Below are 19,639 nucleotides of genomic sequence, written 5' to 3' on the forward strand. Positions count from 1 at the left end.
GCCGGCGAGTCTGTCAGGCTGCCGCGGTGGCGGTGCTCGGGGTCGACGGCTGGCGCGGGCAGTGGGTGGGGGCGCTGCTCGAGGGCCGGGCGGTGACGCTGTCGGTGCTGCCCGACGCCGCTGCGGTCCTCGCGGCGCGCGCGGCCGTCGTGGGCATCGACATGGCGATCGGGCTGTCGGACGACGGCGTCCGCGCCTGCGACGTCGCCGCCCGGAAGGCGCTGCGCGGGCGCGGAGCGGCCGGCTCGGTCTTCCCCGCCCCGGTGCGGGCCGTCCTCCGCGCCCGGGACTATGCCGATGCGCGGCGGATCTCCGTCGAGGCGACGGGCGGCCGGTCCCTGTCGGCGCAGTCGTTCCAGCTCGCCCGCTCGATCGCGGCCCTCGACGACGCGCTGGGCGAGCCCCCCGCCGACCACGTCGTGGAGGTGCACCCCGAGCTGGCCTTCCGCACCCTCGACGACCGGGTGTCCGACCCGAAGTCGAGCGCGCGCGGCCAGGCCCAGCGGATCCGCGCCCTGACGCCGGTCATGGACGTCGTGGACGCGCTCGCCGACGCGCCGGCAGGGGTCCCCGCCGTGGACGCGCTCGACGCCTGCGCCGCGGCGTGGTCGGCCAGGCGGATCGCCGACGGGGTCGCGACGTGCGTCGGGGACGGGTCCCGCGACGCCCGCGACCGGCCGATGCGGATCTGCTGGTGACCTTCACCGAGATCGCCGAGGGGGTCTTCGTCCGGCGGCACGAGTCACTGGACCTCAACTGCGGGCTGGTCGTCGGCGACGGCGCCTGCCTGGTGGTCGACACCCGCTCCGACCTCGGCGAGGCGGCGGACCTGGTGGCCGCCGTCCGCCGGGTGACGCCGGCCCCGTGGACGGTGGTGAACACCCACGCCCACTACGACCACTGCTTCGGCAACGCCGCCTTCCGCCCGGCTCCGGTCTGGGGCACCCGCGGCTGCGCGGCGGACCTGCGCGCCACGGGCGAGGCGCAGCGCGCCGCGCGGGTGGCCGAACTGCTGGCCGCCGGCGACCCGGCCGCCGCCGAGCGGGTCCGGCAGGCACCGCTCGACCCGCCGGACGCCCTCGTCGACGACGTGGCCGTGCTCGACGTGGGCGGCCGCGAGGTCGTGCTGCGCTTCCTCGGCCGCGGGCACACCGGCCACGACCTCGTGGTCGAGGTGGAGACGCCGGGCGACGGGAACGTCGTGTTCGCCGGGGACCTCGTCGAGGAGGGCGCGCCCCCGGCCTTCGAGGACGCCTTCCCCGCGGACTGGCCCGCGACCCTGGGCCGGCTGCACGCGCTGGCCCGCGGGCCCGTGGTGCCCGGTCACGGCGCCGTCGTCGACGCGGCGTTCGTCGGCGCGCAGCGGGCGGAGCTGCTGGCCGTGCTGGCCGCCGTCCGGTCCGGCCGGCTGACCGACGGGCCCTACGACGCGGCCACGATGCGCACGGCCGCCCATCGAATGGGTCATGAACCTGTGCAGGACGAGTAGGACGGCCTCCTTGCAGGGGCCCATCGCGAGCTCGCGAGCGGTGGGGGCAAGGAGGTCCTTCGTCAGGTGAGCCGGCGGACGACCGGCAGCGGCAGCACCCGCAGCAGCGCGGCGACCGGCCGCCACGGCCACTCGGGCACGTACGCGCGGGCCGGCTCCCGCTCGATCGCGGCGGTCAGGGCCGCGACGCCGGTGTCGAGGTCGACGGTGAACGGCCCGCGACGGCCCACGTTGAGGTCGGTGGCGATGTAGCCGGGCAGCACGGTGGTGACCGCGATGCCGGTGCCCAGGACGTCGGCCCGGATGCCCTCGGCCAGCGCGTTGAGCGCCGCCTTGCTCGCGCCGTAGGCCGTCCTCGTGCCGCGCATGCCCCGGATGGACGCGACCGAGGAGACGAGCACCAGGTGCCCGGAGCCCTGCGCCCGGAACAGCTCCATCGCCGCCTCGCACTGGGCGTGCGTGCCGAGCACGTTGGTGAACAGGGTGGCCCGGTTGGCCCAGGGCTTGCCGGTGCCGACCGGGGCGCCCTTGCCGATGCCGGCGTTGGCGATGAACCGGTCGATGCCGCCGAGCTCCCCGGCCAGCTCGGGCACGACCTCCTCCACCGCGGCGGCGTCGTCGACGTCCAGCTCCGCGGTGACCACCCGGATGCCGGGGTGGGCGGCGAGCAGCTGCTCGCGCAGGGCGTCGAGCCGGTCGGTGCGGCGGGCGGCGAGGGCGAGGTCGCGGCCGAGGGCGGCGAAGCGGCGGGCCATGCCCTCGCCGAGGCCGGAGCTCGCGCCGGTGATCAGGATGCGCTGGCGGACGGGGTGCGACACCCCCTCAGGATGCCGGACGGCGTCGGCGGCGGTTTCCGCGGAAACCGACGCCGACGCCGGGACATCACCGGCGGCCGGTCAGCTCCAGCGCGTCGGCGGGGACGGAGTCCATGTCGGGCCCGGACAGGCGGGTCCGCTTGAGCTCCCAGAAGTCGGGCAGGTTGGCCAGCAGGACGGCGCCGTCGAAGGCCTTGCCGGCGTCCTCCCCGGTGGGGACCTTGCTGATCACCGGGCCGAAGAAGGCCACGCCGTCGATGTGCACGACCGGCGTGCCGACGTCGTCGCCGACCGGGTCCATGCCCTCGTGGTGGCTCTTCTCCAGCGCCTCGTCGTACTCCGTCGAGCCGGCCGCCTCGGCCAGGGACGCCGGCAGGCCGACCCGCTCCAGGGCGGGGCCGATCAGCTCGTCCAGCTCGACGCCCTCGTGGTGCCGCAGGGTACCCATGGCCGTGTAGAGGTCGCCGAGGACCTCGTCGCCGTGCTGCTGCGCCGCGGCGATCGCCACCCGGACCGGGCCGATCGCCTTGGTCATCATCTCCTGGTACTGCTCCGGCAGGTCGCGGCCCCGGTTGAGCACGGCCAGGGACATCACGTGCCAGTGCAGGTCGATGTCGCGGACCTTGGCCGCCTCCAGCACCCAGCGGCTGGTCAGCCACGCCCACGGGCACAGCGGGTCGAACCAGAAGTCCACGCGTGCCTTCACGGGGGCGCTCTGCACTGCCTCGGTCATGGGTCACTCCTCGCTGACGAACGACTCTCCTGCCGTTCCCCAAGCCCTGCGGCGCGATGGTTGTTCCCTCAACCGGACGGCGGTCCGCCGTCGGCTCGCGGAGGCCGTCGGGCCCCCGTGGGAAGCTGCCCGGGTGGCCGTACCCAACCTGACCCGCGATGACGCCGCCGCCCGCGCCCAGCTGCTGGCGGTGCACAGCTACGACGTCCAGTTCGACCTCACCGACGGCGCCGGGCAGCCCGGCGAGCACACGTTCGGGTCCACGACGACGGTGCAGTTCGGCTGCCGGCAGCCGGGCGAGGACACCTTCATCGACCTGGTGGCCGAGCGGGTCCGCTCGGCCACCCTCAACGGCGTCGAGCTCGACGTGGCCACCTACACCGAGGAGGGCGGGCTGCCGCTGCCCGGGCTGGCCGCGGAGAACACCCTGGTCGTCGTCGCCGACTGCCGGTACTCCAACTCAGGCGAGGGGCTGCACCGCTTCGTCGACCCCGAGGACGGCGAGGTCTACCTCTACACGCACTTCGAGCCGGCCGAGGCCAAGCGCGTCTTCGCCTGCTTCGACCAGCCCGACCTCAAGGGCACCTACACCGTGCACGTGACCGCGCCGTCCGGCTGGCAGGTGGTCTCCAACACCGGCGGCCGCACCGTCGAGTCCGGCGCGGGCGGCGCGCAGCTGGTGCACTTCGCGCCCACCAAGCGGCTGTCGACCTACCTGCTGGCCCTGGTCGCGGGCCCGTACGCGGAGGTCACCGACGCGCACGAGGGCATCCGGCTGGGCCTGTACTGCCGCGCCTCGCTGGCGCAGTACCTGGACCCCGAGGAACTGTTCCGGGTCACCAAGCAGGGCTTCGACTTCTACCACCGGGTCTTCGACTACCCGTACCCGTTCGACAAGTACGACCAGCTCTTCGTGCCGGAGTTCAACGCCGGCGCCATGGAGAACGCCGGCGCGGTCACCATCCTCGAGGACTACGTCTTCCGGTCGAAGGCGACCCGGGCCCGGTACGAGCGGCGCGCGGAGACGGTGCTGCACGAGCTGGCCCACATGTGGTTCGGCGACCTGGTGACCATGCGCTGGTGGGACGACCTGTGGCTCAACGAGTCGTTCGCCACCTACATCTCCACCCTGTGCCAGGCCGAGGCCACCGAGTACACGACGGCCTGGACGACGTTCGCCAACAGCGAGAAGGCCTGGGCCTACGCCCAGGACCAGCTGCCCTCCACGCACCCGATCGCCGCCGACATGGTCGACGTCGCCGCGGTCGAGGTGAACTTCGACGGGATCACCTACGCCAAGGGCGCCTCGGTGCTCAAGCAGCTGGTCGCCTACGTCGGGCGCGACGAGTTCCTCCGCGGCGTGCAGCGGTACTTCCGCAAGCACGAGTACGGCAACACCACCCTCGCCGACCTGCTGGGCCCGCTGTCGGAGAGCACCGGCCGGGACCTGTCGGAGTGGTCGCGCCAGTGGCTGGAGACCAGTCAGGTCAACACGCTGCGCCCGGTGGCCACCCTGACCGACGACGGCCGCTACGCCGACTTCGCCATCGAGCAGAGCGCCGTCCCCGAGCACCCGGTGCTGCGCCGCCACCGGCTGGCCGTCGGCCTCTACGACACCGGCCCCGGCGGTCTGACCCGCACCACCCGCGTGGAGCTGGACGTCGACGGCGAGCGGACCGACGTGCCCGAGCTGGTCGGCCACCCGGCCGCCGACCTGGTGCTGGTCAACGACGACGACCTGACCTACGCCAAGCTGCGCCTGGACGAGCGGTCGCTGGCCACGCTCAAGCGGGCCATCGCCACGATCCCCGACTCGCTGCCCCGCGCGCTGTGCTGGGCGGCGGCGTGGGACATGACCCGCGACGCCGAGTGGCCGGCCCGCGACTGGGTGACGCTGGTGCTGGGCGGGGTGGACGCCGAGACCGAGATCAGCGTCGTCCAGTCGCTGCTGCTCCGCGTCCAGACGGCCCTGGCCAGCTACGCCGACCCCCGCTGGGCCGAGTCCGGCTGGCGGGCGCTGGCCGACAAGGCCCTGGGGGCCCTGGAGGCGGCCGAACCGCGCAGCGACAGCCAGCTGCAGTGGTCACGGACGTTCGCCGGCGCCGCCCGCACCGAGGAGCACGCCGCCTTCCTGCGCCGGCTGCTCGACGGCTCGCACGTCGTCGAGGGGCTGCCGGTCGACGCCGACGCCCGCTGGGCCTTCCTGCACGGGCTGGTCGCGATCGGTGCCGCCGGGGACGCCGAGATCGAGGCCGAGGAGACCCGCGACGCGACGGCCACCGGAGCACGGCGGGCGGCGACGGCGCGGGCGCTGCGGCCGACGGCGGAGTCCAAGGAGGAGACCTGGCGGCGGGCCTTCACCGACGACACCATCCCGAACGCCGTGCACGAGGCGATGCTGCAGGGCTTCTGGCACCCGGCCCAGCGGCAGCTGACCGCGGGCTACGTCGACCGGTACTTCGCCGACATCCGCCCGCTCTGGGACCGCCGTCCCGGAGAGATCGCGAAGAACGCGGTGCAGTACCTGTTCCCGCCGGTCGTCGAGCTGCGCACGGTCACCGCGGCCGACGAGTGGCTGGCCGGCGAGGACCACCCCGCGCCGCTGCGCCGGCTGGTCGCCGAGGGCCGGGACGGGATCGCGCGGGCGCTGCGGGCCCGCGAGCGGGACGCCGCCGAGAGCGACTGATGAGGGACCCCCTGCCCCCCGCCACGAGCAAGCTCGCGGCGGGACCCTGCAGGGGGCCGACCAGAGGCTCGCCGCGAGCCTGTGAGCGGTGCGGAGGACGGAGTCCTCTCAGTGCGTGCGCAGGTTCCGCGGGTGGCCGGCCTGGTCCGACAGCTGGCGCAGCCCGTTGACGATGCCGCCGACGAGGTCGCCCGAGGCGAAGGAGTTGGTCATCGACAGCACCGCGAGCGCGCAGGCCCGGTCGGGGAGCCGGCGCGAGGCCGCCGCACCGACGACGACCTCGATGACCCGCTGCCCCGGGGAGACGGCGAGCAGCACCGACTCGGGGAGGTTGCCGCCGGAGCTCTCGAACAGCTCCTCGGCGCGGACGCGGGTCTGCCGCCCCAGGTCACCGATGTAGAGGGTGAACCGCAGCCCGGTCTCCCGTGACGACATGGTCAGCGCGTCGTCGAGGCGGAGCAGCTCGCGGTAGCTGAAGACGTGGTCGTGGTGCAGGTCCTCGTCGATGACGTTGGCCTGCGTATCGACCGTCGCCGTGTCGTGCGACTCGACTTCGAACACGTGGGTCAACGCCGGCCTCCGGAGACGGTCGTGGTGGGGGTGCGGGAGGTCATCGGGTCACCACGTCCCGCGGGCGCCGCCGTAGGGGCGGCCGGAGGCCGACGTCCCGGCGGTCAGGGCGTGCGAGCCGTGTGCGCCGCCGTGCCCGGTGGCCCCGGCGTGCGGCTCGTACCAGATCGGCTCGTGCTCCCAGGCCTGACCGGGCTTGTACCGCATCTTCTTCTGTCCCTTGCCGGGCCGCATGGTCAGCAGCACCAGGAGGAGGACCACGGCCAGCGGGGCCCCCACGTAGACGAGGAGGGTCTCGACGACGGTCACGGGCGACAACCTACCGGCACCCGGTCGGTTCCTCGTGATCAGTCCCACCCGGCGGGGTGGCGGTGCGCCCACGGCCGCGCCGCCTCCAGCTGCGCCGAGAGCCCGATGAGCGTCGCCTCGTCGGCCGGACGGCCCACGAGCATGGTGCCGACGGGCAGCCCGCCCGGGGTCCAGTGCAGCGGGACGCTCACGGCCGGCTGGCCGGTGACGTTGAAGACGGCGGTGAACGCGGCGTAGCGCTTCTGCCGCTCGAAGTCCGCGGCACCGTCGCCGTCGGCGTCGAACCAGCCCAGCGGGCGCGCGGTCATCGTCGTCACCGGGGCCAGCAGGACGTCGTAGGACGCGGTGGCCTGGACGAAGCGACGGGAGAACAGCCGCAGTGCGGTGAGCGCCTCCATCGCCGCCTGCGCCGACAGCGCCAGCCCGCGGGCGCGCAGCTCCCGGGTCAGCGGCCGCAGCTCGCCCACCCGGCCCGGCGGGACCGGCAGCAGCGTCCCCGACAGCGTCCAGACCCGCTCGAACGCGGGGAGCAGGTCCGGCCCGAACAGCCCCGGCGGGAGGTCCTCGACGTCGTGGCCGAGGTCCGCCAGCAGCCGCGAGGCGTCGTCGAAGGCCGCGCGCACCTCCGGCTCCAGCGACACGTCGGGCATCGGGGACTCCAGGTGCCGGCCGATCCGCAGCCGGCCCACCGGCCGGTCGGCGTAGCCGAGGAACGTCTCGCCCGGTGGGGGCGGCGGCACCCACGCCGGATCGCCGGTCACCGGCCCGGCGATCGCGTCGAGCATGGCCGCGGCGTCCCGGACGGTGCGGGCGAGCGGCCCGTTGGTGCCGAGCCCCGTGACGTCCCCGCCCAGCGGCGCGTTGCTGACCCGGCCGCGGCTGGGCTTGATGCCGAACAGGCCGTTGATGCTGGCCGGGATGCGGATGGAGCCGCCGCCGTCGCTGCCCTGGGCGAACGGCAGCATCCCGGCGGCCACCGCCACCGCCGCTCCCCCGCTGGAGCCGCCGGCCAGGCGGGACCGGTCCCACGGGCACCGGGCGGGGCCGGCCAGGGCGTTGTCGGTGTAGCAGGGGAAGCCGAACTCGGGGGTGTTGGTCTTGCCCACGCTGATCGTCCCAGCGGCGGCCAGCTTCTCCACGACGGCGTCGTCGACGGTCGGGACGTTGTCAGCGAAGACCGTGCAGCCGAACGTCGTCCGGACCCCGGCGGTGTTGTTGAGGTCCTTGACCGCCGTCGGGACGCCGAGCAGCGGGGGCAGTTCGCCGCCGCGGGCCACCCGGTGCTCGGCCCGCCGCGCCGCGGCCAGCGCTCGGTCGGGGGTGACGGTGAGGAAGGCCCCGAGCCCCGGGTCCAGCGCCTCGATGCGGCGCAGCGCGTGCTCGACGAGCTCCAGGGGGCTCACCTCCCGCGCGCGGACGGCGGCCGCCTGCTCGAGCGCGGTGAGGTCGTGCAGCTGGGTTCCCGGCGTCACGACCGGGCACGCTAGACCCGGTAGACAGGACCGGTGGACCTCACCCGCGCGCACGCCGAGTCCCTCGACGCCGCCGACCCGCTGGCCGGCTTCCGCGACCGGTTCGCCGGCGACGACGACCTGCTCTACCTCGACGGCAACTCGCTCGGCCGGATGCCGCGGGAGACCCCGGCCGCGCTCGCCCGCGTGGTCGAGCAGGAGTGGGCGCGCGGGCTGGTCGGCTCGTGGTCCTCGTGGATCGGCGCGGCCACCCGGATCGGCGACCTGCTCGCCGAGGGCGTGCTGGGCGCGCGGCCGGGCGAGGTGCTGGTCAGCGACTCCACGTCGGTCGACCTGTACAAGCTGCTGGTCGCCGCCGCCGACGCCCGCCCCGGCCGCGACGTGCTGGTGTGCTGCGCCGACGACTTCCCCACCGACCGCTACGTCGTCGCCGGGGTGGCGCAGGCCCGCGGGATGACCGTGCGGGAGGTGCCCGCCGACGTCGACGAGGGGCTGGACCCGGCGGTGCTCGCCGCGGCCCTCGACGAGCGGGTGGCCGTCGTCGTCCTCTCCGCCGTCGCCTACCGCTCCGGGGCCCTCGCCGACGTCGCGGCGATCACCCGGACCGCGCGCGAGGCGGGCGCGCTCGTGCTGTGGGACCTCTCCCACGCCGCCGGCGCGGTGCCGGTCGACCTCACCGCGAACGGCGCCGACCTCGCCGTCGGCTGCACCTACAAGTACCTCAACGGCGGCCCCGGCTCGCCCGCCTTCCTCTACGTGCGCCGCGAGCTGCAGGACCGGCTGCGGCAGCCCATCTGGGGCTGGTTCGGGCAGCGCGACCAGTTCGCGATGGGCCCGGCCTACGACCCGGTGCCCGGGATCGAGCGGTTCGGCGTCGGGACCCCGCCGGTGGTGGCCATGACCGCGGTGGAGGTCGGCGCCCGCCTGGTGGCCGAGGCGGGCATCGGCGCGCTGGCGGCCAAGGGGCGGGCGCTCGGCGAGCTGACCGTCGCCCTCGCCGACGCCTGGCTGACCGGGTGCGGGGTGACGCTGGCCTCGCCACGCGACCCGGCGCGGCGGGGGTCGCACGTCACCCTCGCCCACCCGCAGGCGTGGCAGCTGACCCAGGCGCTGGTCGACCGCGGTGTGGTGCCGGACTTCCGGACGCCGGACCGCGTCCGGCTGGGCCCGGCGCCGCTCTACACCCGCTTCGTCGACGTGTGGGACGCCATGGACCGCGTCCACGAGGTGCTGGCGACCGGCGCCCACGAGACCTACCCGACCGAGCGCAGCCGCGTCACCTGAGGTGACCGAGGCATAGGAAGCAACACCCGCGTCCACGGGCGGGATACGCGGGTATAGCTTCCTATGCCTCCCTCAGGCGGGGTCGGGGACGCCGATCGGGTTGCGGTCGGGCCACAGCCCCGCGGCCAGGACGGCGCGGCGCACCGGCCCCAGGAGCTCGGCCAGCCGGTCGCAGCGCACGTCGCCCAGCTCCCGCCACGGCCCCAACGCCAGCCGGTCGGTGTCGGCCTCGACCGCGGCCACGATCGCCGCACCGTCGGCGGTGAGCTCCTCCCCGGCCAGCCAGCCGCGCCCGGTGAGCTCGTCGGCGGCGGCCTCCCACGCGGCGTCGTCCCACCCGCGGGCGCGCATCAGCCACTCCCGCTCGGTGCGGCCCGCGGCAGCGGCCAGCACGTGCGCGCCCACCCCCGAGATCCCGCGCTGCAGCAGCGCCGCGTTGTGCCCGTCACCGCGGTGCTCGCGCAGCGTGGTGAGCGCCTGCCACAGGGCCAGGTGCGGCTCGCCGGGGACCGGCAGCCCGGCGTTGGCCGCGGCCAGCGGCCGGCCCGGGACGTCGACCGCCGCGGCGGCGACCGCGGCCAGCTGCGCGGTCTCGGCCGCCGGCCAGTCATATCCCAGCACCCGGCGGACGGCGGCGTCGACGCCGGCCAGGCGGGCCGACAGCGCCGCCGCGGGGGTCACCGCCTCCCACACGGCCGGCACCCGACGGGCCACGAACGCCGGCGCGAAGTTGTAGAAGATCGCCGTCACCACGTCCGCACTCACCGGACCGAGCGGCGCCGCGCGCATCGCGAAGTAGGTGGACCAGAAGCCGTCCAGGCCGGCCGCCTCGGCGGCGGTGCGGCACTCGTCCGCGAAGTAGGTCAGGCCGTGGAAGGGCTCGCCCAGGGCCCACAGCCGCCGGGCGGTCGCGGGCGACGTCACGCCCTCACGCCACTTCCTCGCCGGCGCTCGTCAGCGGCGTGCGCGGCGCTGCGGTGTCCTTGGAGCTGTTCGCCCGCTCGCCCGCCTTCTCCGCCATGCCGAGCCACTCCCGCCACCGCGGGTCCACGGTGCGCGCGCCGAGCAGCCGCCAGGCCGCGCCGCTGGGCGTGCGCGGCGGGTGCGGCAACTTCCAGCCGAGCTCGGCCAGCGACCGGTCGGCCTTGGTGTGGTTGCACCGCCGGCAGGCCGCGACGACGTTGTCCCACGTGTGGGTGCCGCCGCGGCTGCGCGGGACGACGTGGTCGATGCTCGTGGCCGAGTTCCCGCAGTACACGCACACCGAGCCGTCGCGGGTGAAGACCGCCCGCCGCGACAGCGGCACCTGGGCGGGGTAGGGCACCCGCACGTAGCGGGTCAGCCGCACCACGACCGGCACCGGCAGGCTCAGCGACTCGGAGTGGACGACCTCCGCCGCCGCGTCGACCGACTCCGCCTTCTCGGCGAGCACCAGCACGATCGCCCGGCGGCTGGAGACCACGCAGAGCGGCTCGTACGTGGCGTTCAGCAAGAGGGTGGCGGCCGCGGTCACCCGCGCGGGAGCAGGCGGCACAGGATGGGTGTGGTGGTCGCGCCGCTGACCTGGCTGGCCGGCGGACGACCCGGATGGATGACGCGGCACAGAGCACCTCCGGGCGCCCGAGGCCGCGCGCCGGGTGCAGTGCGACCCGCGGGCGCCCCCATTCTGACCTCCGACAGCGCATGTGCGCTCCCGGGAACCCCGCGGTGGCACCCGGCGGCCTGGTTACCGTCGGCGGGTGCGCTATCCCGACGCTCCCCGCCTCGACCTCGTCGAGCACCTCCACGGCCACCCGGTCGCCGACCCGTACCGCTGGCTGGAGGACCCCGCCGATCCCCGAACCGTCGCCTGGACACAGGCCCAGGACGCCCTCACCACCGAGGCGTTGGCCGCGCTCCCGCTACGCGAGCGGTTCGCCGCGCGGCTGGATCAGCTGGTGCACGCCGGCGCCGTCGGCGTCCCGGTCTGGCGGGCCGGCCTGGCCTTCTCGACCCGGCGCGACCCCGGCCAGGAGCACGCCGTCCTCCGGGTCCGCGAGGCCGACGGCACGCAGCGGGTGCTGGTCGACCCGATGGCGATCGACCCGGCGGGCACCACGACCCTCGACGCGTGGTCGCCGTCCTGGGAGGGCGACCGGCTGGCCTACCAGCTGTCCACCGGCGGCGACGAGGAGTCGCGGCTGTACGTGCTCGACGTCGCCACCGGCGAGCAGCTCGACGGCCCGGTCGACCGCTGCCGCTACTCCCCCGTGGCCTGGCTGCCCGGCGGCGAGGAGCTGTTCTACGTCCGCCGGCTGGCGCCCGAGCTGGTGCCCGACGGCGAGGAGCAGTTCCACCGGCGGGTCTGGCGCCACCGCGTGGGCGCCGACCCCGACGGCGACGTCCTGGTGCACGGCGAGGGCAGCGACCCCTCGACCTACTTCGGCGTCCGGACCAGCCGCGACGGTCGGTGGCTGGTCGTCTCCGCCTCGATCGGCACCGCGCCGCGCGACGACGTCTGGCTCGCCGACCTCACCGGGGACGGCGGCCTGCGCGAGCTGCAGGTGGGCGTGGACGCGCAGACCACCGCCTGGGTGGCCCGCGACGGCCGGCTGTGGCTGATGTCCGACCGCGGCACGCCCCGCTGGCGGCTGGCGGTCGCCGACCCCGCCGACCCGGGGACGTGGGCGCCGGAGCGGTGGCGGGACGTCGTCCCCCAGCAGCAGGACGGCGTGCTCACCGACGCCGCCCTCGTGGACGGCCCGGACGGCGGGCTGCAGGTGCTCGCGGTGCACTCGGTCGACGCGACCGACCGGCTGTCGGTGTGGGCCGGGGACGGCTCCGGCCGGCTGTCCGACGTGACCGCCCTGCGCCCGGGCAGCGTCTCCGGGGTGAGTGCGCCGCCGGAGGGCGGCAGCACCGCGTGGGTGGGCTTCACCGACTACGCCACCCCGCCGTCGGTGCTCCACTGGGACGCCGCCGCCCCCGCCGGGCTGACCGACTGGGAGCAGGCCCCGGTGGCCGGCGAGGTGCCCGGGCTGCGGGTCGTGGAGACGCACGCGACCTCGGCCGACGGGACGCCGGTGCACCTGTTCGTGCTCTCCGGCACCGGCGCTCCCGACCGGCCGCGGCCGACCGTGCTCTACGGCTACGGCGGGTTCAACGTCGCGCTGACCCCGGGCTACTCGGCGCAGGCGCTGTCCTGGGTGGCCGCGGGCGGGGTGTGGGTGGTGGCCAACCTGCGCGGCGGCTCCGAGCACGGCGAGGAGTGGCACCGGGCCGGCATGCGCGAGCACAAGGAGAACGTGTTCGACGACTTCGCCGCCGCCGGGGAGCACCTGGTCGCCCAGGGCTGGACGACGCACGGGCAGCTGGCGGTGATGGGCGGGTCGAACGGCGGGCTGCTGGTCGGGGCGACCCTGACCCGGCGGCCCGACCTCGCCGCGGCCGTCGTCTGCAGCGCGCCGCTGCTGGACATGGTCCGGTACGAGCGCTTCGGGCTGGGCCGGACCTGGAACGACGAGTACGGCACCGCCGAGGACCCGACGGAGCTCGGCTGGCTGCTCGGCTACTCGCCCTACCACCGGGTGGTCGAGGGCACCGGCTACCCCGCGGTGCTGTTCACGACGTTCGAGTCCGACACCCGGGTCGATCCGCTGCACGCCCGCAAGCTGGCCGCGGCGCTGCAGCACGCGACCAGCTCGGCCGCTCCGGTGCTGCTGCGCCGGGAGACCTCCGTCGGGCACGGCGCCCGCGCGGTCAGCCGCACCGTCGGCCTGGCCGCCGACCAGCTGGCCTTCCTCGCCGCGCACACCGGGCTGACCGGCTGAACGCGTCGGGCCCCGCACCGCTCCGGGGAGGAGCGGTGCGGGGCCCGACGGCGGCCCCCTGCAGGGTCCCGCCGCGAGCTCGCGAGTGGCGGGGGGCAGGGGGTCCCCCATGGCACCTGGCCCCGTCCACAGGCTCGCCGTGAGCCTGCGAGCGGTGAGGAGGACGGGGTCCTTTCTCAGTCCTCGAGGTAGAGCTGCTCCAGGTCGACCTCACCCTCGATGATCCCGTCCTGGTTGCCCAGCTCGAGCAGCAGCTCCACCGACTCGCGGTTGATCTCGCTCTGGAAGGTCGGCAGGGTCAGCTGCTCCGCGACCTCCGGCGCGATCTGGGTGTAGCTGCCCAGCACGGCACGCACCTGGTCGGGGTTGGCCTGGGCGTACTCCTGGGCCTCGACCATCGCCTCGGCGAACCGCTGGACGACGTCGGCGTTCTCCGCCGCGTACTGGTCGGAGGTGAAGTACCCGGCCACGGTCAGGTCGTCGTCGGTCTCGACGTAGGGGAACGACACCCGGCGAAGGCCCGCGGCCTCGCCCGCGGTCGCCGTCGGCTCGACGGCGAACGCGGCGTCGACCTGGCCGGTGCTGACCGCGGCCACCATGTCGGGGAAGGGGATCTCGACGAACTCGATGCTCGCCGGGTCACCACCGGCCTGCCGGACGCTCTCGCGGACGACGGTGTCGCTGATGTTGTTGATCGAGTTGATCGCCACCCGCAGGCCGGGCAGGTCGGCCGCGCTCTGCACCGGGCTGTCGGCCGGGACGACGACGGCGGCGAAGTCGTCCTCGAGGTTGCCGGTCGCGCCCGGGCCGGGAGCCACCAGCGCCAGCGGGACGCCCCGTCCCGTGGCCTGCAGCAGGCTGGTGATGTTGGAGAAGCCGAACTGGGCCTCGCCGTTCACGACGGCCGGGACGATCGCCGCGCCGCCCTGGGCGAGGAACGGCTCCACGTCGAGGCCGGCCTCCTCGAAGATGCCCTGCTCGATCCCGAGGTAGAGCGGGGCCACGTCCACGATCGGGATCGCGCCGACCCGGATGGCCGTGAGGCCGCCGGCCTCGCCCGAGCCGCCCCCGTCGCCGGACTCCTCGTCCCCGCCTCCGCACGCGGCGAGCACGACGGTGCTCGCCAGGGTGAGGCTGATCAACGTACGACGCACTGGTCCTCCAGAGACTGCTCCGTGCCGGACGCGCGTCACCCGCGTTTCCGACGCATGGTCGGCGGCGGACGCTAGGTCGTCGCCCGGGGTGCGTCAACACGGCGGAGAGGGCCTTTACCGCATCGTGGCCGAGTGCGGAAGGTGGCCGGTGCGGAGCATCCGTCACAGGGACGGATCCGGCCGACGTGATACCCGTCGGGGCTCGAACCTGAGAGTATTTGAGTGATGACTGCTTCACCGTCCGTGCTCGCGGCCGCCGATGACGGCCTCGCCGGTTCCGTTCCCGACTGCGCCGACTACTGGCTCTGCCAGCAGGTCTACGACTGGTTCGGGCTGGACTGGCTGGCGGAGAACGCCCGCGCGCTGATCGCCACGCCCGCCAAGATCCTGCTGATCGTCGTCCTGGCCACGCTGGTGCGCGTCCTGGCCCACCGCGCCATCCGCCGGCTCACCGAGCGCACCGCCTCCGGCAGCGTGCCGACGATCCTGCGGGCCCGCCGCGGCCGCGCCGCCGCGGACACCGACCCGGCCGGGCAGGTGGCCGCCCGGCGCACCCAGCGCGCCGAGGCGATGGGCTCGGTGCTGCGCAGCTTCTCCTCGATCGTCGTGCTCGGGATCGCCGTGGTGCTGGTGCTCGGCGAGCTGGGCATCAACCTGGCCCCGATCCTCGCCAGCGCGGGCGTGGTGGGCGTGGCCCTCGGCTTCGGCGCGCAGAACCTGGTCAAGGACTTCATCGCCGGGATCGGGATCATCCTGGAGGACCAGTACGGCGTCGGCGACGTCGTCGACCTCGGGGAGGCCAGTGGGACCGTGGAGGCGGTGGGCCTGCGGATCACCCGGCTGCGCGACGTCAACGGCGTCGTCTGGTACGCCCGCAACGGCGAGATCATGCGGGTCGGCAACAAGAGCCAGGGCTTCGCCCAGGTGGTCATCGACATGCCGGTCGCCCACGACACCGACCTGGAGCGCTGCCGCGGCGTCATGCAGGAGGCGGCCGACGAGATGTACGACGAGATCGACTGGGCCGCCGTGTTGCTGGCCGCGCCGGAGTCCCTGGGCGTCGAGCAGATCACCTCCGAGGGGGTCTTCATGCGGCTGCAGGTGCGCACCACCAACGCCGACCAGTGGCGGGTCGCCCGCGAACTGCGCATGCGGCTCAAGGAGCGCTTCGTCCTCGAGGGCATCAAGACCCCGCTCCCGCTGCTCGGCACCGTCTCCGGCGCCGCGGCGGGGGTCCGCTGAGCGGCACCGCGCCGACGGGGACGACGTCCGCCGGCGCAGCGCAGAGCCGCCCGGCGACCTTCCGCGAGGTCTTCGCCGAGCGGGAGTTCCGGCCGCTGTTCGGCAGCTACCTGCTGTCGACGATCGGCGACGAGCTCGCCCGGGTCGCGCTGACGGTCCTGGTCTACCAGCGCACCTCCTCTGCCCTGCTGTCGGCGATCACCTTCGGCATCAGCTACCTGCCGTGGCTGCTCGGCGGTCCGGTGCTGTCCACCCTCGCCGACCGCTTCCCGCGGCACCGGGTGCTCATCACGACCGACGTGGCCCGGGCGCTGCTGGTGGCCGGGATGGTGATCCCGGGGACGCCGCTGCCCGTGCTGCTCGGCCTGCTGTTCGTGGTGGCCCTGTGCGCGCCGCCCTTCGAGGCGGCCCGGTCGGCGCTGATGGCCGACGTCCTGTCCGCGGACCGGTACGCGGTGGCCAGCTCGCTGACCAACGTGGGCTCCCAGATCGCCCAGGTGGTCGGCTTCGTGCTGGCCGGTGCGCTGGTCGCCGTCCTGCACCCGTCGGCGGTGCTGCTGCTGGACGCGGCCACGTTCGCCGTCTCGGCGCTGTGGCTGTGGGCGCGGCTCGAACGCCGTCCGGCCCCGGACGGCGGCGCCGCGCGCTCGATCTGGCGGGACGCCGGCGCCGGGTTGCGGCTGATCGGCCGCACTCCCCGGCTGCGCGCGATCATCGCGCTCACCTGGGTGGGCACCCTCTTCGTCAACGCCTCCGAGGGCATCGCCACCCCGCTGGTGGACCAGCTCGGCGAGGGCGCGACGCAGGTCGGCGTCCTCCTCGCGGCCAACCCGCTCGGGGTCACCCTGGGCGGGCTGCTCATCGCCCGGGCCGCGACCCAGCGCCAGCGGGAGCGGCTCGTGCCCGCCCTCGTGGCGCTGTCCCTGGTGCCGATCCTGCTGGCCGGCCTCGTCACCGTGTGGGCCGGGCCGGGCCGCGGCACCTATGTGCTCGTCGTCGCGCTGATGTTCGTCGCCGGCCTGGGGGCCTCCTGGGTGATCCCGCTGAACGTCGCCTTCGTCCAGGCGGTCCCGTCGGCCTTCCGCGGGCGGGCCTTCGGGGTCGCGGTGAGCGGGCTGTACGGCGTGCAGGGACTCGGCGTCCTCGCCGCGGGGCTCGCCGCGGAGGGGCTGTCGGCCGGCGGGGTGGTCGCGCTCATCGGCGGCATCGGGCTGGTCGCCGTCGTCCTGCCGCTGCTGTCGTTCACACGTACGCAGGGTCACGTGGCAGCGGAGGCGTCCGCTGCGGGACCATCGGAGTCGTGAGCTCGAGCCTGCCCTCGGCGCGGACCTTCCACGAGGAGGTCGGCGGCGCCCCGACGTTCGCCCGGCTCGTGGCCCGCTTCTACGCCGGCGTCCGCACCGACCCCGTGCTCGCGCCGCTGTACCCGCAGGACGACTGGGCGGGCGCTGAGGCCCGGCTGCGCGGGTTCCTCGAGCAGTACTGGGGCGGCCCCACCACCTACTCCCAGCAGCGCGGCCACCCGCGGCTGCGCATGCGGCACGCCCCGTTCGCGATCGGCGCCGCCGAGCGGGACGCCTGGCTGTCGCACATGCGCGACGCCGTCGACTCGCTCGAGCTCACCCCCGAGCAGGACGCCACGCTCTGGGGTTACATGGAGATGGCCGCCCGCAGCATGCAGAACCGCTGGCCCGACGACGCGCCCGGCGGCCTCTCCACCATCTGAACAAGGACCTCGTCCTGGAGAAGGACCCCGTCCTCCTCGCGACGGGGCCGACGCCCGCTCGACCCCGAGGAGCCCGGTGACACCGGACCCGTCCCTGACCGCTGCCCGCACCACCGGCCCCGACTGGTGGCGCGACGCCGTCTTCTACCAGGTCTACATCCGCAGCTTCGCCGACGGGAACGGCGACGGCGTGGGCGACCTGGCCGGCATCCGGGAGCGGCTGCCGCACCTCGTGCAGCTGGGCGTCGACGCGCTGTGGATCACGCCGTTCTACCCCTCCCCCATGGCCGACCACGGGTACGACGTGGCCGACCCCCGCGACGTCGAGCCGACGTTCGGCGACCTCGCCGAGTTCGACGCGCTGCTGGCCGAGGCGCACGCCGTCGGCCTCCGCGTCACCGTCGACCTGGTGCCCAACCACACCTCGCACCTGCACGTGTGGTTCCGGGCCGCGCTCGCCGCCGCACCCGGCTCCCCCGAGCGGGCGCGGTACGTCTTCCGCGACGGGCGTGGCCCGGACGGCGCCGAGCCGCCGAACAACTGGCCCTCGGTGTTCGGCGGCCCGTCGTGGACGCGGGTGCCCGACGGCCAGTGGTACCTGCACCTGTTCGCGCCCGAGCAGCCGGACCTGGACTTCACCAACCCCGAGGTGCTCGCCGACCTCGAGACCACGATGCGGTTCTGGCTGGACCGCGGCGTCGACGGCTTCCGGATCGACGTCGCGCACGGCATGGCCAAGCCCACCGGCCTGCCGGACATGCAGCCGATGCAGGACACCGGCCTGCTCGACGACCACGGCCCCGGCGACCACCGCTTCGACGACGACGGCGTGCACGACGTGCACCGGCACATCCGGACGGTGCTCGACGCCCACCCCGGGGCGATGGCCGTCGGCGAGGTGTGGGTCTCCGACGACGACCGGCTGGCGCGGTACCTGCGCCCGGACGAGCTGCAGCTGGCGTTCAACTTCAAGCTGCTGACCTCGGACTGGTCGGTCGAGGAGCTCCGCGACGCCGTCGTCCACTCGCTGGCCACCGTGGCGGGCACCCCCGCGCCGGCCTGCTGGGTGCTGTCCAACCACGACCGCCCGCGGCACGTGACCCGCTACGGCGGGGGCGAGCTGGGCACCCGGCGTGCCCGTGCCGCGGCGCTCCTGCAGCTGGCGCTGCCGGGCGCGGCCTACGTCTACAACGGCGACGAGCTCGGCATGCCCGACGTCGACCTGCCCGACGAGGCGCTGCAGGACCCCATCTGGGAGCGCTCGGGGCACGCCGAACCGGGCCGCGACGCCTGCCGGATCCCGGTGCCGTGGTCGGGTACCGAGCCCTCCTACGGCTTCTCCACCCGAGCGGACACCTGGCTGCCCATGCCGCAGGGCTGGGGGCCGCTGACCGCGGAGGCGCAGGCGGCCGACCCCGGTTCGATGCTGTCGCTGTACCGATCGGCGCTCGCGCTGCGGCGGACCTCCCCGGTCTTCGCCGGCGAGTCCCTGGCCTGGCTCCCGGCGCCGGAGGGCTGCTTGGCGTTCCGCCGTCCCGGCGGCCTGGTCTGCCTGCTCAACCTGTCGGGCGACGACGTCCCCCTGCCCGAGGGCGAGGTGCTGCTGGCCAGCGCCGAGGTCGGGGCCGGGGTGCTGCCCACCGATGCGGCGGTCTGGCTGCACGCCTAGCCCCCGCCGAGCCCACGCCGAGCCCTCCGGGCCCGAGGGCGACGGCGCCGCTCCGGTACCTTCCGCCGGAGATCGTGCGGCGCCGCCGCGCCGTCGGGAGGAGCGCACCGTGAAGACCAGGGACCTCGCCTACGTGGCGTTGTTCGCGGCGATCGTGGCGGTGCTGGGGCTGTTGCCGCCGGTGCCGGTGCCGGGGATCCCGGTGCCGATCACCGCGCAGACCCTCGGGGTGATGCTGGCCGGCTCAGTGCTCGGCGCGCGGCGGGGTGGGCTGGCGCTGCTGGTGTTCCTGGCGGTGGTGGCGATGGGCGCGCCGTTGCTGTCCGGTGGCCGGGGCGGGCTGGCGGTGTTCGTGGGGCCGTCGGCGGGCTTTCTGTACAGCTGGCCGATCGCGGCGTTCGTCATCGGTGCGCTGACCCAGCTGTGGTGGCGGCGGCTGAACCTGGCCTGGGCGCTGGTGGCCAACCTGGTCGGCGGAGTGCTGGTGATCTACGCGATCGGGGTGCCGTTCACCAGCCTGTACACCGACATCCCGCTGTCGGCGGCGGCCACCGGCTCGCTGGCCTTCCTCCCCGGTGACGCGGTCAAGGCGGTCGCCGCCTCGGTGGTGGCCGTCGCGGTGCGCCGCGCCTATCCGGTGATCGAGCTGCCGACCCGGCGCGCCACCACCGGCTGAGCTCG

General features: G+C 74.9%; 18 protein-coding genes. 10 read left to right on the forward strand and 8 right to left on the reverse strand.

The features are described from left to right. Positions 1-26 precede the first annotated feature (26 nt). Both MY520_RS16635 and MY520_RS16640 read left to right on the forward strand, forming a co-directional pair. Positions 27-698, forward strand: coding sequence for a DUF429 domain-containing protein (locus MY520_RS16635; RefSeq protein ID WP_436693645.1), 672 nt, complete (start codon positions 27-29; stop codon positions 696-698). Continuing rightward, entirely contained in the window at positions 695-1,489 is a 795-nt protein-coding gene (locus MY520_RS16640; RefSeq protein WP_436693647.1) for an MBL fold metallo-hydrolase, read from the forward strand. Before MY520_RS16635 ends, MY520_RS16640 begins: the two co-directional genes overlap by 4 nt. A 62-nt stretch (positions 1,490-1,551) precedes the next feature. On the opposite strand, the gene MY520_RS16645 is transcribed toward MY520_RS16640, so the two are convergent. Both MY520_RS16645 and MY520_RS16650 read right to left on the reverse strand, forming a co-directional pair. Beyond that, positions 1,552-2,307, reverse strand: a complete 756-nt coding sequence (locus MY520_RS16645) for an SDR family oxidoreductase (RefSeq protein ID WP_436693649.1) — start codon at positions 2,305-2,307, stop codon at positions 1,552-1,554. A 64-nt stretch (positions 2,308-2,371) separates the two neighbouring features. Next, positions 2,372-3,037, reverse strand: a complete 666-nt coding sequence (locus tag MY520_RS16650; RefSeq protein WP_436693651.1) for a mycothiol-dependent nitroreductase Rv2466c family protein — start codon at positions 3,035-3,037, stop codon at positions 2,372-2,374. Positions 3,038-3,170: 133 nt separating this feature from the next. Between MY520_RS16650 and pepN the strand changes: the two genes are divergently transcribed. Beyond that, positions 3,171-5,723 (forward strand): aminopeptidase N, encoded by a 2,553-nt coding sequence (gene pepN, locus MY520_RS16655; RefSeq protein WP_436693652.1) that lies wholly within the window; start codon positions 3,171-3,173, stop codon positions 5,721-5,723. 108 nt (positions 5,724-5,831) lie between these two features. Here pepN and MY520_RS16660 read toward each other — a convergent pair whose 3' ends face one another. Genes MY520_RS16660 through MY520_RS16670 form a run of 3 tightly spaced genes read right to left on the reverse strand, consistent with a single transcriptional unit; the run spans position 5,832 to position 8,074 of the window. After that, entirely contained in the window at positions 5,832-6,284 is a 453-nt protein-coding gene (locus MY520_RS16660; RefSeq protein WP_436693701.1) for a DUF5130 family protein, read from the reverse strand. Positions 6,285-6,341: 57 nt separating this feature from the next. Then, on the reverse strand, positions 6,342-6,602 hold the full coding sequence (gene ctaJ, locus MY520_RS16665) for an aa3-type cytochrome oxidase subunit CtaJ (RefSeq protein ID WP_436693654.1): 261 nt from the start codon (positions 6,600-6,602) through the stop codon (positions 6,342-6,344). Between the two features lie 38 nt (positions 6,603-6,640). Further along, the gene (locus tag MY520_RS16670) at positions 6,641-8,074 is read right to left on the reverse strand and encodes an amidase (protein WP_436693656.1); all 1,434 of its coding nucleotides are present in this window, start codon (positions 8,072-8,074) and stop codon (positions 6,641-6,643) included. A gap of 33 nt (positions 8,075-8,107) precedes the next feature. On the opposite strand from MY520_RS16670, the gene kynU reads away from it, so the two are divergent. Then, positions 8,108-9,358, forward strand: coding sequence for a kynureninase (gene kynU / locus MY520_RS16675; protein WP_436693658.1), 1,251 nt, complete (start codon positions 8,108-8,110; stop codon positions 9,356-9,358). Between the two features lie 72 nt (positions 9,359-9,430). On the opposite strand, the gene MY520_RS16680 is transcribed toward kynU, so the two are convergent. Together MY520_RS16680 and MY520_RS16685 are read right to left on the reverse strand one after the other, a co-directional pair. Further along, on the reverse strand, positions 9,431-10,282 hold the full coding sequence (locus tag MY520_RS16680) for an SCO6745 family protein (protein ID WP_436693661.1): 852 nt from the start codon (positions 10,280-10,282) through the stop codon (positions 9,431-9,433). A gap of 4 nt (positions 10,283-10,286) precedes the next feature. Continuing rightward, positions 10,287-10,892: an HNH endonuclease gene (locus MY520_RS16685; protein ID WP_436693663.1), complete on the reverse strand. Its 606-nt coding sequence runs from the start codon at positions 10,890-10,892 to the stop codon at positions 10,287-10,289. Positions 10,893-11,097: 205 nt separating this feature from the next. On the opposite strand from MY520_RS16685, the gene MY520_RS16690 reads away from it, so the two are divergent. Then, on the forward strand, positions 11,098-13,167 hold the full coding sequence (locus MY520_RS16690) for a prolyl oligopeptidase family serine peptidase (RefSeq protein WP_436693665.1): 2,070 nt from the start codon (positions 11,098-11,100) through the stop codon (positions 13,165-13,167). Positions 13,168-13,343: 176 nt separating this feature from the next. Here MY520_RS16690 and MY520_RS16695 read toward each other — a convergent pair whose 3' ends face one another. After that, positions 13,344-14,321 carry an ABC transporter substrate-binding protein gene (locus MY520_RS16695; RefSeq protein WP_436693667.1) on the reverse strand — a complete coding sequence of 326 codons (978 nt, stop codon included), beginning with the start codon at positions 14,319-14,321 and terminating at the stop codon, positions 13,344-13,346. 225 nt (positions 14,322-14,546) lie between these two features. Here MY520_RS16695 and MY520_RS16700 point away from each other — a divergent pair, with 225 nt between their 5' ends. The 5 genes from MY520_RS16700 to MY520_RS16720 all read left to right on the forward strand — a co-directional run bounded on the left by MY520_RS16700 (position 14,547) and on the right by MY520_RS16720 (position 19,634). Next, complete coding sequence (locus MY520_RS16700; protein WP_436693669.1) at positions 14,547-15,563, forward strand: mechanosensitive ion channel family protein; 1,017 nt, start codon at positions 14,547-14,549, stop codon at positions 15,561-15,563. After that, positions 15,446-16,867, forward strand: coding sequence for an MFS transporter (locus tag MY520_RS16705; RefSeq protein WP_436693671.1), 1,422 nt, complete (start codon positions 15,446-15,448; stop codon positions 16,865-16,867). The genes MY520_RS16700 and MY520_RS16705 overlap by 118 nt, the downstream gene beginning before the upstream one ends. Next, a complete protein-coding gene (locus MY520_RS16710; RefSeq protein ID WP_436693673.1) occupies positions 16,864-17,289 on the forward strand; it encodes a globin in 426 nt (141 codons plus the stop codon). Before MY520_RS16705 ends, MY520_RS16710 begins: the two co-directional genes overlap by 4 nt. A 76-nt stretch (positions 17,290-17,365) precedes the next feature. After that, positions 17,366-18,958 carry a glycoside hydrolase family 13 protein gene (locus tag MY520_RS16715; RefSeq protein ID WP_436693675.1) on the forward strand — a complete coding sequence of 531 codons (1,593 nt, stop codon included), beginning with the start codon at positions 17,366-17,368 and terminating at the stop codon, positions 18,956-18,958. A gap of 109 nt (positions 18,959-19,067) precedes the next feature. Further along, positions 19,068-19,634 (forward strand): biotin transporter BioY, encoded by a 567-nt coding sequence (locus MY520_RS16720; protein ID WP_436693677.1) that lies wholly within the window; start codon positions 19,068-19,070, stop codon positions 19,632-19,634. Positions 19,635-19,639: the final 5 nt, after the last annotated feature.

Origin of the sequence: Geodermatophilus sp. CPCC 205506, from assembly GCF_051383635.1 — a bacterium.
In the GTDB taxonomy this organism is placed as follows: domain Bacteria; phylum Actinomycetota; class Actinomycetes; order Mycobacteriales; family Geodermatophilaceae; genus Geodermatophilus.